Source organism: Paenibacillus sp. FSL k6-2145 (assembly GCF_037976585.1).
In the GTDB taxonomy this organism is placed as follows: Bacteria; Bacillota; Bacilli; order Paenibacillales; family Paenibacillaceae; genus Paenibacillus.
In genome coordinates this window covers 3,135,800-3,151,922 of record NZ_CP150267.1, presented here as the reverse complement: position 1 = coordinate 3,151,922, position 16,123 = coordinate 3,135,800, and the positions used below count along the sequence as shown (strand labels likewise).

13 protein-coding genes are annotated in these 16,123 nt (G+C 45.9%); 6 read left to right on the top strand and 7 right to left on the bottom strand.

Annotated features, from left to right (window positions below; all coding sequences use genetic code 11):
• Positions 1-89: 89 nt before the first annotated feature.
• Both dhaK and NZ043_RS13935 read right to left on the bottom strand, forming a co-directional pair.
• On the bottom strand, positions 90-1,859 hold the full coding sequence (gene dhaK / locus NZ043_RS13940; RefSeq protein WP_289391231.1) for a dihydroxyacetone kinase subunit DhaK: 1,770 nt from the start codon (positions 1,857-1,859) through the stop codon (positions 90-92).
• Entirely contained in the window at positions 1,859-3,001 is a 1,143-nt protein-coding gene (locus tag NZ043_RS13935) for a glycerol dehydrogenase (protein WP_289391230.1), read from the bottom strand. Before NZ043_RS13935 ends, dhaK begins: the two co-directional genes overlap by 1 nt.
• A 305-nt stretch (positions 3,002-3,306) precedes the next feature.
• Here NZ043_RS13935 and NZ043_RS13930 point away from each other — a divergent pair, with 305 nt between their 5' ends.
• Both NZ043_RS13930 and NZ043_RS13925 read left to right on the top strand, forming a co-directional pair.
• Complete coding sequence (locus NZ043_RS13930; protein ID WP_289391229.1) at positions 3,307-4,341, top strand: PocR ligand-binding domain-containing protein; 1,035 nt, start codon at positions 3,307-3,309, stop codon at positions 4,339-4,341.
• A gap of 105 nt (positions 4,342-4,446) precedes the next feature.
• Positions 4,447-5,436 carry an aldo/keto reductase family protein gene (locus tag NZ043_RS13925; protein WP_289391228.1) on the top strand — a complete coding sequence of 330 codons (990 nt, stop codon included), beginning with the start codon at positions 4,447-4,449 and terminating at the stop codon, positions 5,434-5,436.
• Between the two features lie 237 nt (positions 5,437-5,673).
• Here NZ043_RS13925 and NZ043_RS13920 read toward each other — a convergent pair whose 3' ends face one another.
• From NZ043_RS13920 to NZ043_RS13905, 4 genes are all read right to left on the bottom strand, one after another.
• Positions 5,674-6,561, bottom strand: a complete 888-nt coding sequence (locus NZ043_RS13920) for a LysR substrate-binding domain-containing protein (RefSeq protein WP_289391227.1) — start codon at positions 6,559-6,561, stop codon at positions 5,674-5,676.
• 31 nt (positions 6,562-6,592) lie between these two features.
• Complete coding sequence (locus NZ043_RS13915) at positions 6,593-7,063, bottom strand: SMI1/KNR4 family protein (RefSeq protein WP_289391226.1); 471 nt, start codon at positions 7,061-7,063, stop codon at positions 6,593-6,595.
• A gap of 113 nt (positions 7,064-7,176) precedes the next feature.
• The gene (locus NZ043_RS13910) at positions 7,177-8,277 is read right to left on the bottom strand and encodes a beta-eliminating lyase-related protein (protein WP_289391225.1); all 1,101 of its coding nucleotides are present in this window, start codon (positions 8,275-8,277) and stop codon (positions 7,177-7,179) included.
• 53 nt (positions 8,278-8,330) lie between these two features.
• A complete protein-coding gene (locus NZ043_RS13905) occupies positions 8,331-9,191 on the bottom strand; it encodes a LysR family transcriptional regulator (protein WP_289391224.1) in 861 nt (286 codons plus the stop codon).
• A 181-nt stretch (positions 9,192-9,372) separates the two neighbouring features.
• On the opposite strand from NZ043_RS13905, the gene NZ043_RS13900 reads away from it, so the two are divergent.
• From NZ043_RS13900 to NZ043_RS13885, 4 genes are all read left to right on the top strand, one after another.
• A complete protein-coding gene (locus NZ043_RS13900) occupies positions 9,373-10,362 on the top strand; it encodes a zinc-binding dehydrogenase (RefSeq protein WP_289391223.1) in 990 nt (329 codons plus the stop codon).
• A gap of 393 nt (positions 10,363-10,755) precedes the next feature.
• Entirely contained in the window at positions 10,756-10,974 is a 219-nt protein-coding gene (locus NZ043_RS13895; protein WP_339312267.1) for a hypothetical protein, read from the top strand.
• A gap of 27 nt (positions 10,975-11,001) precedes the next feature.
• Positions 11,002-11,526, top strand: a complete 525-nt coding sequence (locus NZ043_RS13890; protein WP_339312265.1) for a hypothetical protein — start codon at positions 11,002-11,004, stop codon at positions 11,524-11,526.
• On the top strand, positions 11,526-11,663 hold the full coding sequence (locus NZ043_RS13885; protein WP_339312263.1) for a hypothetical protein: 138 nt from the start codon (positions 11,526-11,528) through the stop codon (positions 11,661-11,663). Before NZ043_RS13890 ends, NZ043_RS13885 begins: the two co-directional genes overlap by 1 nt.
• A gap of 101 nt (positions 11,664-11,764) precedes the next feature.
• On the opposite strand, the gene NZ043_RS13880 is transcribed toward NZ043_RS13885, so the two are convergent.
• A complete protein-coding gene (locus NZ043_RS13880) occupies positions 11,765-16,108 on the bottom strand; it encodes an S-layer homology domain-containing protein (RefSeq protein ID WP_339312261.1) in 4,344 nt (1,447 codons plus the stop codon).
• Positions 16,109-16,123: the final 15 nt, after the last annotated feature.

The following is a 16,123-nucleotide window of genomic DNA, read 5'->3' as shown; positions in this document are numbered from 1 at the left end:
CATGCTCCAGAGCGGTCTTTTTACCTATACCTTATATTACCCATTTCACTTTTAATGCATATCACATTTAAATGCTGACAGGCTCGACTTTACTTCATCGACTCGGACAACTCTGTGAAAATAACACCCAGCGCATACGCGCCAGCATCCGGGTAGCCCAGACTACGATCGCCGACAGTACCTGCTCGGCCCATACGTGCCACGATGTCTTCGGTTTTCTTCGCACCTTCAACGGCTGCTGCTGCACCTTTGGCAAATGCTGTTTTGAAGTCATCGCCAGACTCCGCACTTTGTGTCCAGGAATCGGCACACGGCACGAGCGCATCAATCAAGGTTTTATCACCTACAACGGCACCACGTCCGAAGGAACGCTCTCCAGTAGACTGAATCCCTTGTACAGCTGCATGGATCATCTCAGCGAATTCAGCAACGTTTAATTGCTGTTTATCCCCTACTGCTTTGCCAGCCGCACGGAATGCCGAACCCCAGATCGGGCCGGATGCGCCGCCACAATATTCCATAATGACCAAGGAACATGCATCCAGGAACGATCCGATGTCTTTTTTATCTTCGTTAATGATGTGATTCCATTCGCGTTTCAACTGGCGGAAGCCTTTTGCCACACTCATACCGAAATCGCCATCACCGGCATGGGAATCCAGTTCACAGAACGGTACCTCGTTCTTGATGATGATCTCACCCATTTTATCGATCAGATAGACGACATTGTCCAGTGAAAATTGATTGCCTTTGATTACCGCAGCTGATGCATCCGTCTCCACTTCGTAAGATACGGGAGCGTCTTCACCCACAACAGCTTCCAGTGCTTCGGAATACGCCACTTGTGCTACTGGAGGGCCAGACACTTTAAATGCAGGTGTATCACTTTCCTTGAACAACAGCGTTTTTAGTTCCTCATCCAGTTTCAGGATCGTAACCGATGCACCCGCCATATCGATACTTGTCATGTAGTTGCCTACAAACGTAGTAGCGACCTTCAGACCTGCATGTCCTGCAAGCTCACGCTGAACGGAATTGTTGAGCAGGTACAGTTCTTGCAGTGGCGTTGCACCAAAACCATTCACGAGCACCGCAATCTCAGCGGATGCATCCTTATCCAACTTCATATCTGCGAGCAATGCTTCGACCATACGTCCTGCCAATTCATCAGCCGATACGATTTTCTCCCGGCGAATCCCTGGCTCACCATGAATCCCTACGCCGAATTCCATCTCATCTTCAGCAATTTCGAATGTAGGCGTGCCTTTGGCGGGCACGGTACAGGATGTGAATCCAAAACCAATACTACGAACGTTCTGAGCTGCTTTCTCGGCAACGGATTTCACATCTGCCAGACTGCGACCTTCTTCTGCTGCTGCTCCAGCAATCTTATGAACCAGTACAGTTCCCGCAACGCCGCGACGTCCAACGGTATACAAGCTGTCTTGTACAGCGATGTCATCCTCAACACGCACATATTGTACGTCGATGCCATCTTCTTCAGCCAGATGCGCTGCATTCTTGAAGTTCATCATGTCGCCGCTGTAGTTCTTGATGATCAGAAGTGTACCCTTGTTGCTGGCTGTTGCTTTAATCGCTTGATACACCTGGATTTGGGAAGGAGATGCGAATACATCTCCACATACCGCTGCATCCAGCATGCCTTTACCGACATAACCAGCATGAGCCGGTTCATGTCCGCTGCCACCGCCACTGATAAGGCTGACTTTATCAGCCTGAATCTCTCTGCGTTTGATGACTTTATATTTTTTCAGAAATTCCAGCTCCGGGTGTGCAAGCGCAATCCCGTTACACATTTCCATAACAACATGTTCGGCTTGGTTAATAATTTTCTTCATTATTTGGCCTCCCGGCGAGCTGCTTTGTACTGCCGACCCATACGGTCAGCCGCTGCAATGGCAGCAGCCACTTCAGGAACGGTGATCGGGAACGGCATGGCGTGAATGGATTCTTCCGGAATACAAGCGATCTCGGCAACTTTCAACAGCTCTTCCTGACTAATCGTATCTACACCGATGTCCGCCAAGCTGATTGGCAGTCCCACTTCGAGACAGAAGTCCATGACTTCGTGCAGCTCTTCAGTAGGTGCATTTTCAAGAACGAGTTGTGCAATCGTACCGAAAGATACTTTTTCACCGTGGAAGAAATGATGTGTGCCTTCCAGAACAGTCAAGCCGTTGTGGATCGCATGTGCTGCGGCCAGACCACCACTTTCAAATCCAAGACCAGACAACAGAATGTTCGTCTCAACGATGTTTTCCAGCGCTTGTGTCACAACGTTGCTGTCACTCGCTACTTTTGCTTTTGCACCGTCAGTCAGCAGCATTTCATAACACAGTTTTGCCAATGCAAGTGCCGCATTAGTACCGACTGCAGATGGTGTATATCCTTCGCGGGAACCCATTGGCAGACTTGCGTTTACACGGGAATAGGATTTCGCTGTTGCTCTTGCTTCGAAGTATGTAGAGAGCGCATCTCCCATACCGGATACGAGGAAACGTGTTGGTGCATTAGCAATTACCGTTGTATCAACGAGTACCACACTTGGGCTTTGTTTGAAGTAAGCATAGTCATCAAAAGAACCATCCGGTGTGTACAATACAGCGGAGTGACTTGTCGGTGCGTCTGTTGCCGCAATCGTTGGGCAGATGATCAGTGCTTCGCCTTCTGCTACACATTTAGCCGCATCAATGGCTTTACCACCACCAAGACCGATGGTAGAGTCACATCCTTTTTCCTTCGCGATTGCTTGCAGACGAGCAACTTCCTCACGGGAACATTCCCCTTTAAAACCGCTTTCAACAAACGTAATATTAAATTTCTCGGCTGTTGCATCAAGCTTTGCTTTGACACGCTGTACATCATCCGGATGTGCAATCAGCAAGGCAGATTCTCCGAAGGATTTAACAAAGTACCCCAGGTTCAACAATTCGTCTTCGCCTTGTACATATTTGGTTGGGCTGATAAATGCTTTTCTCATAATAATATATGCCTCCTAATGATATGAATGGGTGTAGTGATTACATCAAATTTTAATTTCTTACAATTGACCTTAATATAACGCATGAGCAGCAGGTTTACAGTGGACTTTGATAACAAATTATTATAATTTATAATCGTAATTTTTTGCTTTTTGGCACAATCATGGTATCTTATTGTCATGAGATGGTTGAATTTTGACCTCCCATTATACATTACCCGTCATCATTACATCTTAATATGTACAACTTGCTAACTTTTAACGGCCTAAATTATGATTCAGGTTAGCCTATGGAGGTTGCACCAATGATCAAACAATATCTGCATATCAACAAAATTCTCGACCTTAATAAATGGAAGCGTCTACAAGATTCTCTCGCAACAGTAACCAAACTGGCGATCCTAACCGTTGATTATAAAGGCATTCCCGTAACCAGTCACAGCAGCTGTCAGGCCTTCTGCCAGAATGTACGTAAAGACCCGGAGCTGCTCCCCTACTGCCAAAAATGTGATTCGCGCGGTGGTCTGGAAGCGGTTCGATTAAATGAGCCTTATGTGTATTTATGCCATTTCAATATTATAGATATCGCGATTCCGATCACGATTGATGGCAAATATATCGGCGCCGTCATGGCAGGACAAGTGAAACTCGCCGATCCGGAAAAGGGTAGTGACTTGGAGCAAATTGTCACGTCCAAAAACGTACCCATGCATGCAGCCAAGCTGGAGGAATTAAAGGACGATTACGCCCAGCTGCCTGTGATGACCTATGAAGAGATTGTGAAAATCTCCAACATGTTATCCCTGCTCTGCAACTACATTGTGGAAGAAGCGCTTAACAAAAATCTGTTAGTTGAAATGTTCGAGAAAGCTTCAGGCAATCAGGAGTCTCTAAACCTCTCCACCATTCTTCCTGGGTACTCCATTCGCAATATTGAGTCGATCAAAAAAGAGATGACCAATGCGATAGCGGATGCCTATCTCAAAAATAGCCCAAGTGACACGGAAAGCTCCAGTCCAGTGCTCCAGCCTGCTTTTGAATACATTCACAGTCACAAAAGCGAGCAAGTTTCGCTCAAACAAATGGCCGATCTATGCCACCTGAGTCCGAGTTATTTTAGCAGACTGTTTGCCAAGGAAACGGGTGAGAACTTCACCACCTACCTGGCAAAACTCAAGATTAAGTGGGCCAAGCAATTGCTTGAGGTTACCGACATGCCTGTCTCACAGATCAGTGATGAGTTGGGATTTAATGAATCGGGATATTTTATCAAAATATTCAAAAAGTTTGAGGAGATTACGCCTGCCCTCTATCGCAAATACATCCATGAGAAAATGTAGGTCCACTGATACTTTTTTCGTATCAAAGATGAGGTTAAAAGATATTTCACCTATTAATCTGCCATTGCTACAATGGATTCCAGATGACTTAGGGAGGCGACATGAATGGAATATCGCAAATTAGGAAACAGTGGATTAACCGTCAGTGAGATTTCACTCGGCAACTGGATTACGCATGGAGCGCAAGTCGAGGATGGTATAGCAGAAGCTTGTGTTCAGGCTGCATTGGAGGCAGGCATTACTACATTTGATACCGCAGACGTGTACTCCAATACCAAGGCAGAAACCGTACTGGGACAGGCTCTTAAGGATGTAAGAAGAGAAAGTATTGAACTGTGCACCAAAGTCTGTCACCCAACCGGCACAGGTCATAATGACCGTGGACTTTCACGTAAACACATCATGGAAGCCTGCAATGGTTCATTACGGCGGCTACAGACGGATTATATCGATGTCTATTACGCTCACCGTTATGATTACAACACTCCGCTGGAAGAGACGTTTCTGGCATTCTCCGATCTGGTACGTCAGGGCAAAGTTCATTACATTGGCATAAGTGAATGGAACGCAGATCAGATTGCACGAGCAGCCGCTTTGGCGAAGGAACTTCATATACCCTTCATTGCAAGTCAGCCCCAATATTCGATGTTGTGGCGTGTGATTGAGCAAGAAGTGGTGCCTGCAAGCGACCAAGCAGGACTTGGACAGATTACATGGTCTCCTCTGGCTCAGGGTATACTATCGGGCAAATATGCGCCTAACGAAGCGTTGCCCACCGGATCACGTGCAGCTGCTGAGGCAGGAGCACCCTTTTTCAATAGACTGGCTGGTCAGTGGTTACGTGAAGATGTTCTTACCGCTGTGCAACAGCTTGTTCCACTCGCTAAAGAGATTGGTCTAACGCTCCCCCAACTCGCTGTGTCGTGGGTTCTACAACATTCGTATGTCAGTTCCGTCATTATCGGTGCATCCCGGCCCGAGCAGGTATTGGAAAATGTAAAAGCCTCCGGTGTGAAACTGGACTCTGCCATCATGACTCGTATTGATGAAATATTGAATCCGTGGATTGAGCGTAATCCAACCAAGACGGGATAGTTTCTTTTTTTACTACTCACAACATACTAAGTTGAACTAATCATTTACACGATAACGGAGAGGACAGAAAAAACCTGAAAAAGCGGAGCTAAAAGCTTTCTGCAAGAAAGCTACTTCGAAAGCATACACCTCGCCTTTATCACCAGATTTTCCCCTTGAGAAAAGGGATCGAAAAAATCTGGGGATAACAGCGATTGGAAGGTTGTTCTGTCATCGCAGTGTAAGTGTAAATAACCTTTAGTGCAACTCATATTCCCCCTCAACAATGCTCATAAAGCGGGAAACCACTTCCTGATTCATATCCGTCCGCCATGCCGTGTACAACGGTACGGAGGGCGGATTTTCTTCTAATGGAAGAAAGACTACACCCTTCCGCTGGAACACATCCACCGAAGAAGGAACAATAGAAATGCCCATGCCCGCCGCAACGAGATTTACAATCGTATACATCTGAATCGCTTCCTGCGTAATTCGAGGGTCTACGCCATGCTCCCTACAATAATCCAGAACGAGACGATGGAACGGAGAACCCAGATGCCGTGGGAATAAAATAAAATCTTCATCGGCCAGTTCTCGAATCGAAACTTGAGTCTGAGAAGCCAACGGGTGATGATCTGGCAATACGGCAATCAACGTTTCCATCTGACAGGGGCGGAACGAGACATGACGAGTATCTTCCTGATATCGCAAAAATCCAATATGGATCTGTCCGTCTTCCAGTGCCTGCAATTGTTGGGACGAAGTCATCTCACGCAGCGTCAATTCAATTTGCGGATATGCAGCGCGAAATTTCCTAAGGACATCCACCATAATGCTCCCCGAAGCCGAATCCACGAAAGCTACGGTTATATGCCCGATGATACCCTGATCTGCCTTTTGTGTAAGCTGAATGGATCGATCGAGTTGGGCCAGGATAAGTCTGGCCTGTTCCAGAAAGACGGCACCTGCCGGGGTGAGACGAACCATTTTCCTCGTGCGCTCCAACAGCTTCACACCAAGCTCTTCCTCTAAATTCTGAATCTGTTGGCTCAGGGGTGGTTGTGTCATATTTAATTTCTCCGCTGCACGGTGGAAATGAAGTTCTTCTGCCACAGTGATAAAGTATCTTAACTTTCGGATATCCATAAGCCGATTGCGCATCCTTCCGTCTACCCTGTTAATTCATCTGTTCCTGAACCCAGATTGCCGACTCAGCCAGCATTGTCATTAATTCATTAAAGTCCACAGCAATCTCCCGCAGAGGAGTTTCCCCTGCATCGTGGATCAACATCAGCACCTTGCCTGAACTTTGATCCAGTATAGCCATACTTCCTTCACCAAATCCACCAATCGGGAAAGGCTGGAGGTCAGCTGGCAGCTCATATTCTTTCTCAACTTCACGGTATGCTTCCAGAAACTCGGGATAAGCCCAGCTCAGTTCTTTCACCGAATACAAGGCAGGGTCGCCGAAGTTACATGCACCGAATTCAAGTAAAAGTGCACGATACGCTCCCGGCAGTTTCACATTATACTTTTGCTCAAAATCCTCAATGCTCTGTTGCGTCTCAGGAGTACATCCTTCTCCCATTGTCGTATCGTAGGCTTTCACCAAAAGATCACGAATCGGTTTCAATTCTATTGACGTCACTTGAAATCCCCCTTAAGGTACTTTTCCCCACTGATCAGCCGTTGTGAATTCAATAGTTCTGCTTGAAGCACAACACCTTACCCAAAAAAGAGTCGAACATTAAAATCAACTTTTTATCTCACTTGTTTACGCAACTCTTGATCCAGCCATTCCAGTGCTGCACGCAGTTTATCCTGGGGAATTTTCTCATAACGATCACCCGTAGACAATTCAAAGGCGCAGCTGTTCCCACTTGTTTTGTTCAGATATGAAGTCATTCCTATGCCATACTGCTGAGCCATTTGCACAAGAATGGGTTCAACTTCGGCAGCAGCGAGCGCAAAGTGTACATGGAACATATTTGATACAGGTACCTCGGGCAACGTTTGTATCCCGTGACACGCATTCAGTAGAGAGGCGAGTTCTTGAGCCTGCTCGTAATACAGCTCCATTTTGCCAATCCGTTCATTGTAATAATACTGAGAACTCAGAATATACGGATACAGGCCGATCAGATCTCCGCCGTGCCGCCGTTTCCATACTTTGGACTCTTGCATCACATCCGTGTCGCCGGCCAATATGGCCCCCGCAATGCCTCCAATGCCTTTGTAAAAGGACACATACACCGTATCAAACAGACTGCAAATCTCCGCAGGTGTTTTCTGATAATAGGGAGTAATCTCAAACAGGCGTGCCCCGTCCAGATGCAGCTTAATCCCGCGTTCACGGCAATAGGCCGAGATCGCTTCCAGTTCTTCATATGCTGGCAATTGCCCACCAATCTCGCGTTGTGGCAGTTCCAACAGCAGGCAGGCAATGTCCTGGTCAAGCGCTTGTACATCTTCCAAACGAATCAAACGATCCTTGTCCGCCAGCAAAATCGATTCAATCTGGTGTAACTCTTTCAATCCGTCTTCCTCATGGATTTCCAGATGACACAGAGGGTGGTAAGCTACTCGCTTTATCCCTTTGCGGTCACACCAGATCCGTAATGCAATCTGCTGCGCCATCGTTCCACTTGGGAAAAACACCGCCGATTCCTTGCCGAGAACGTCAGCCATCTGTTGCTGAAATTCTTCAATGAGGGGGCCGTTGCCGTAGTGGTCACTAAACAACTCCCCATCGATCTGCTCCAGTACGTTCTGAAGTACCTTCACTTGGCGACTGCCGTGACCGCCTACAATAAAGTCTGCCTGATTAAATGCATCAGCCAACGTTAACTGAGTTTCTTTCAAGATCACTCACTCCTTTATAGTGCATGTTCATAAACGGAATTTTGAACAACCTCTTATAGTTCTGGTTCTGTAATAATCTCAACCAAAGCGTTGAGCGCACTAGATATATGTTCACCACGGGAATACACAAATCCTACTTCCAACCGACAATAAGGATCAGGCAAAGATAACACTGCAATCTCACCTCTTGATTCTGCTTTGGTAACCGAAGAACGTGGCAGCAATGATACACCGAGCCCGGCAGATACACCATTCAGAATCGTGTCTAGTGTTCCATATTCCATGATGTTAAGCGTGTGAATACCCTGATCTTTCAAAAAAGATTCCGCCTGATCGCGATGTGTGCATCCGATCTCAAAAAACAACATCGGCTTGGACAATAACGTGTACATCTCATGTACTCCAGGTTCAGCGATCAACACCAATTCTTCGTCATACATCTTCATATATTTCAGCTCAGGATGATCAATCGGGCCATATATTAAGGCTCCATGCAATTCATGTTGGATGACCTTCTGGTTCAGTTCATGGGTCCCACCCGTGACAAGCGAATGTTGTACTTCTGGGTAGCATGAAGTATATTCAGCCAAAAGCGGCGTCAGAAAAGTGGAGGCTGCTGTCTCTATGGCACCTAGACGAAGCATGCCAGCTGGTGGGTTACCCCCTTGTGTGGCATGCTCTGCTTCATATAATAATTCCAATATTCTATCCGCATACCCAAGCAGGTTCTCGCCTGCTGGTGTAAGCGACATCCCCCGATTGGAACGATGAAATAGCGGTACTTGCAGTTGAGTCTCCAACTGTTTAATCCGTGTTGTTACATTGGACTGCACATAATTAAGTGAGAGTGCAGCTTTACTGATACTACCTTCGCGGGCAACCGCCTGAAATATTTTCAAATCACCTGCATCCATACCCTCATCACCTGCTCGTCGTTATATCGGCATTCTGCATCATCCGATTCATGCAAAATGCTTATCTATTATTTTCAATGATACTGACAATCATTTTTGTTCATTTTACGTGAATCTGCTCCGTCTGTACAATGAGGCTCAGTAGTGAAATCTGGCTACACAGACAGGAGGAATATTAAACATGAAAGCTATTATCCATTCGGGCCAGAGCGGCCTTGCAGGTCTTCAATATACAGATTCAATCTCTCGGGCACCAGAAGCCGGGGAAGTGCAGATTCAATTAAAATCCGCTGGAATCAACCATCGAGATCTATTCATCATGGCAGGACGCGAAACCCAGGACACCCCGCTCATTCCCGGTTCCGATGGAGCAGGTATTATCGTAGCGATTGGCGAAAGCGTAAGAGGGTTCGCGCTAGGAGATGAAGTCATTATCCATCCTACACTCGGTTGGGAATATTCATCTGAAGTGCCGACCGTACCCGATATTGTTGGTGGCCCTACGGATGGAACGCTGGCTCAATATATAACATTACCTGCTGAAAATGCCCTGCCTAAGCCAGCCCACCTATCCTGGGAGGAAGCTGGCGTGCTGCCCCTTTCAGCGCTGACGGCCTATCGCGCTTTATTCACTCGCGGCGTATTGAAGATAGGTGAACACATCCTCATTCCCGGTATTGGCGGTGGTGTAGCGACCTATGCCCTGCTCATGGCAGTAGCGGCTGGTGCCACGGTGACCGTCACCTCCAGAAGTGAAGCCAAAAGAAATGAGGCACTGCGCTTGGGTGCTACCCATGCACTGGATAGTCATGCCGATTGGCGTTTGCAGAACGATCTGGAACCTGTAGATATCATCTTGGATAGCATCGGACAAGCCATGTTCCCAAAATATTTTGATATAATCAGACCAGGTGGATGTATCGTGATGTATGGTGCAAGTTCGGGGGATGATCTGACCGTACCAATTCGCTCTATCTTTTTCCCGCAGATCAGTCTAATCGGCACCTCTATGGGCAGCCGTGAGGAGTTTATCCAGATGCTGCAATGGGTGGAGCAACATGACATACATCCTGTCATTGATGGGGTATATCCGTTGCAAGACGCAGTGAAAGCATTCGAACGTATGGAAAAAGGCGAGCAATTTGGTAATCTGGCTATCCTTATGGAGTGACATCTATTTTGAGATGGGCTTTCATGAATTATTGAAAATTGATTTACGATAATGGGGTGAATCCATCTGACCCGTCTCGCTAAACGTATACTAATTGTTCTTATTGCTACTATCATTGTGGCCCAAATTCCTATGTTAAAAGAAACCTTAGCCCGAGGAGTTACTACGTTATATGTGAAGATAAAATATCCCGAACATTCCTTTCAATTCCAAGACTTCAACTACGAGTCTCATTTCGGGAACTATTTCATTTCTTATACTGATCAAGACGAACAACGCATTAGTCTGATGCTTGAGCCCAAATTTTTTCCGGTGCTCATTATATATGATCCATTGAATCAACCCATGAAAGACTAGTTGGTTCATGATATAAATCATTCAGGAGGTATCGATATGGACAATCAATTACATTTGGTAGAATTGGTTCGCAAACTGATGGATGCCGAAGGAACGGAAGCCGAGTTGGATGACATGTTAACAGAGCTACAGCAGCAGGTGCCTCATGCGGAGATCAGCAATCTGATTTTCTGGGATGATCAAGACCTGACGCCTGAACAGATTGTGGAAGAAGCCTTGGCTGCCCGTCCAATCATTCTTCCGCCCCAATCTTAATATTCTTCAGGAGGTGAACGGTAGGATATGTCTGACATGTCTGATTTAAATCATAATAACAACAATGAACACCCTGATTTTAACGAAATTAGCGGAGAAGAAAAACTACAAGCACTTCGTGATCTGATCGAACTAACCGATATTCACCTTACTCAGCAAGTTCTCGCTATTGGCATGGATACACATGAAGAAGATCTCATCCGTATCGAAGCATGGCGAGCTTTAGGCATGGCAGGCTCCTCTGCTCTTCTGGGTGAAATCCTTCATGCTGCGGCGCAACTTGTTCGTGACTCAGAAGAAGATGAGGATGTACAGAATTACGTCTTGCAAACTCTCGCTCTACTGCCCGTCACAGAAGCCGAGATCCAATTGGCTCAGGAAGTGCTGGAGGGAAATGCCTACATATTAGTCAGAGGAGCTGCCTTTGCTATTCTTGTTGCACATCAACAAGTTAATGGTGCAACATCCGCGTTAGAATCGCTTCAATCCGATCCTGATTTTGGCTCTTCTGCAATGCGGGTACTCCATTCGAAACAAGGAAGCGATCATTAATGAGCGAATATGCAGAGCGTTTCATGCGCGCCAACCTGGGACGTTTTTATGCAGAAGAATCAGCACCGCGTGAACGAACGCAAGAACACAAGATCGAGATTCTCAGATCCTGCATGTATCCATATCCGGTTAAATAAAAATCCTCCATGCTCACGTTGGGAGCATGGAGGATTCTTGATTTATTCTTTATTGAATCACACTATCTGTTAAACTAAACGCCATTGTAGCAAATACAAGTCTACGGTGTATGATTACCCACGTACTGTAAAGTTCCATGAGGGAACTCATTCCATTCACCGGTTAATGAGAACTGTTGTGAACCTGTATATATCCCGCGTTTTCGGATAAACGTCCCGCCAGCAGGCATGAATTGGTCATGTGAAGTTGGATCACCTAACACATCTACAATTCGTCCATCCTTTTTGAGAACCAAAGCAACGACGTTATACTCATTCGGATTATACAATTCCAACTCATCATTGTAGTACCAAGCTGGCGTTATATCGAAAAAATCGTAAAAAGTATAATTGATGTTTAAATAAGGTAACCCCGAAGTAACATCTAATATGTTTTTGGTTGTCACTTTCATTGTGGATGTCTTTTTCAACCACTGATGAACTTCCAATTGATACCCGGTTGCTTTATGTGACGGATCACCGTCACCTGTGTAATAAAGTTGAACAACACTGCGTCCATTCCCTGCATCTGCATACTGAGAGAAGAACAACTCTGACGTGCCCTGATTTTTCGAGTTCACCTGAACGACCACGGCCCTACCGTCATTCCCTATGATCCAGAATAATAATGGAGATACACTCAAAGGGATCTGGGAAGAATTAATCGTATCCGGCCCTGTAAACGTTGAATCTGGTGTACCGCTATAAACTTTAAAACTCGTCTGCCCAGGGAACCAATTGGACGCTGTAAGAATCAGAGGATCTATGACACCGGACTTCGTGTTGATCTGCATGACACCACCGTTAACCAGAGAAGCAGTCCGAACGTTGAAGGTGTAATTTACCTGTCCACCTTTTCCATCCTTCGCTGTTATGGTTAAAGGAGCAACTACATTCCCAGTCCCCGGTTTTAGTATGATCTGGTTACGATTAATGCTTGCATTCACCGCTTCATTTGAGCTGTTGCTTATCGTGAATTGCAACGCATCTCCATCGGGATCACTGAATAGTTGACTTAGGTCAAACGTGCGCTCATTCGTTACATTAGGTGTTAAAACTTGTTCGTAAATGCTACTTACTACCTCAGGGGGCAAGTTAGGGCCAGCAGGCTCGCCTTGTATAGCCAGGCCAAAGGACGCTTGTTCGCTACGCCCTTTCTGGTCATGTACCGTCAACGTCACTGTTGTATTCCCTTCAGCAACTGGAGCAACAGCTATCTGTGAACCATTGGCAGAGACTGTCGCAATATTGGTATCTGCTGAGGAAGCATCCACTGTTAACGTGGCTGTATCAAAATTCATCAGGTACGACGTCAGATCAAGATTCAGAGCAGACCAAGGCCATGTTACCGTTTGATCCGGAATTGAACTGATATTTCCAGATTCAAGAACTTCAATATCAATATAGGCTGTCGCTTCTTTTCCATACATATCTTTTGCTTTGATGTTAGCTTGGAATTTACCAACCTGTCTCGGATGAATAATCAGCTTGTTTTCTTGAATAACCATCTCTGCGATCAGGAGATTGTTGAAATCAAGTGGTGTATGAAACTCTAATGCATCTCCATCGGGATCATTAAAATATTCCGAGAGATTAATGACCGCATCTTCCTTGCCTACAAACAACGTTTGAGCAGGCAGATTCTGAGTAAGCACCGGAGAAGCATTAGGCTTAGGATTAACCCTTATCTGAAATGCGGTTGAAATGGAACCACCTTTTCCATCCTCTACCGAATAATAAATGATGTATTCTCCAAATTCTAGAGCGGTAAAGCTCAGTACACCCGATTCCTCCTCAACAATTAAATCAGGATTAGAGGAGTATGCACTGAATGTGAGTGGGTCACCATCCGGATCTGTATAATAATCATTTAAGTCCACCGAGGGGATAGGATCTGTCAGGAAACCCAAGTATGCTTCAACCCATCCTGGTGAATTTCCTACCGGATTATGATTTGGCACTAGTAGGATATCGATGATAAAGAAATCCTCAGTGATTCCTCCGTTACCGTCATTCACTGTATAAGATATCGTATACGTCCCATTTTGAAGTGATGTTAACTTCAATTCACCCGCATTCTCCTCTACTGTTACCCCGTCTGGATTGGATGAAGTCGCTGTATACGTCAAAGGATCCCCATCTGGATCAGTATATACCTCGTTCAATTTCACTACAGGGATCTCATCCCCCAGGTATACCTCTATTTTCGCTGGAGCTTCGCCGACAGGCGCACGATTGAGTGGTGGCAGAACAACAACTTTCATGTCGAGTTCAGTAATTCCCGTACTGCCATCATCTGCAATTTGCCCATCATCCACCTTTATTTTAAGAACAACTTCCCCCGCCTTTTTAGGCGTTAACCTTAATACAGATTCAGCATAGTTCGATTTTACGATTTCTGTGCCCACGATTTCCGGAGCACTGTTCGTTACACTGTATAGCAATTCCGATTCATATTTCTCATCATCCATAACATAGACCATGAGATCCACATCCTTGCTACCTGACTCAGCTATCAATTCCTGATCAGGAATTGGCGATGCAATAGGAGGTCTATTCACGTAGACTTCGAATGTGGATCTCAGCCTTTTACCACGACCATCATTGGAAGTCACCGTTATGGTAGCCGTGCCATCCCCCAAGGGAACAATATCTAATTGCGATCCATTAAGGATAACCTTTGCAACGGCAGATTTGGATGAACTGACCGTATAAGTTACCAAGTCACCATCCGGATCAGTCACATAGTTGTTTAGGTTTAACGTTGCTCCCTGTCCATTCTGCGTATACTTGCGACTTTCAAATGGTTTCAGAAGTTCAGGAGCACGATTAGCAACAACAGGAGATGTTTCGCCTCCACTTCCCCCACTCGCTCCCCCTGACGAAGGAGATACCGTATTGGAAGATGCCGTTCCTGTATTTCCACTCACAACTGAAGACGAGACTCCGGCAGCCAAGGAAATATCTGAAACTTTCACATTCCCCGCCACATTAATCTGCGTGGAAGGGTTATTCACTTGAAGCTGCTGAATGGTGCCTGCTGCATTAATGTTGACAACGCCTGTCCCATCCACATGGAGTTGCTGTAAAGTGACGTTACCGTTAAGTTGCAGAGATTTGGATGTATTCACATGGACCGTCTCAATGGCTCCTTGTAGCTCCACTTTGCTTGCACCTTCGAGAATATTTAATATCGAGAGATTAGCCGTTTTCTCGATATCAATCATACTGTCTGATCTAACGTTAACTTCTTGAGTACGGGTATTCCCTGTTAGTGCAACATGTACATCGCTTTTATCTACACCCACAGTATTGAGAATGGAATTTTCAAATACAACCGTATTACTATCGCCGCCATAAACGAAGACAGACTGTGCCACATTGATATTTTTGGCATAAAAATCATGCTTCACCTCGGGGGCAATCGTCAGCTTGCCCTTGACTGTAAGTCCTTCCACTGAAACAAAGTCTGCTTTCGTGGTTAGATCCCCATGAATTACAGCGTCTCCGCCATCCAATAGCAGATTGCCGCTAAATTCAGCTTTTCCTGGGCCCCCCTCTTGACCACCTGTTCTAATTTCCAACCCGTTAATTTCAGTGAGCGTATGATTTCGACTCTTGAACTGTATTCCAGCCTGAGCCAGTACAGCCTTATTACGATTATTTAGAAGACCTGCCACTTGTTCAGAGATCTGATAGATAACACCGTTGATCTGAATCTGCTTTCCTTCGATTGACTGAATGACAGACAAGCGGGTTTCCGGGAACATGGCCGAGAGCAGCATGCCTATGGCTTCGCCCCGAACAAGCCCTTGTTTAACTTTATTCTCTCCCTGATATTCGCTTAGAAGTTCATCCTTCTCAGCAGTTCGAATATATGGAGCAGCCCACGTACTCGCTCCTTTCCAATCTGAAGGAAGGGGATCTCCCTGAACTTCTTGTTTAGCCAAAGCTGTGGCTCTTACCAGGACTGTCACCAGTTCCTGTCCAGTGATCTGGGCCTGTGGACGGAAACGCCCTGTTGCATCTCCTTGCAAAATCCCCGCCTTCTTGACCGCCTGAATGGAAGGTGCTGACCAGCTAGTAGATTTCACATCCGTAAAAGATGCTGAGACTGACTTGTCCAGTGTGAGACCTAGAGCTTGAGCAAGAACAACTGCCAGTTCCTGACGGGTGATTGGATCAGCTGCACGAACGTTTCCATCTGGATCTCCCTTGATGAATCCCATGGATACAGCCCTATTCATAACATCGTTTAACTTACTATTGTTATGATGAGCTGAGGATATGTCAGACACAGACATAGTCTGTGCCTCTGACTTATCATGTTGTGCAGATACGGGTACAGTGTTGGAAAGAAGCAACGCAATCAAAGCGAGCTGCACAGTCCTTCTTATTGTTGGCATAGAGGTTCTCCTTCA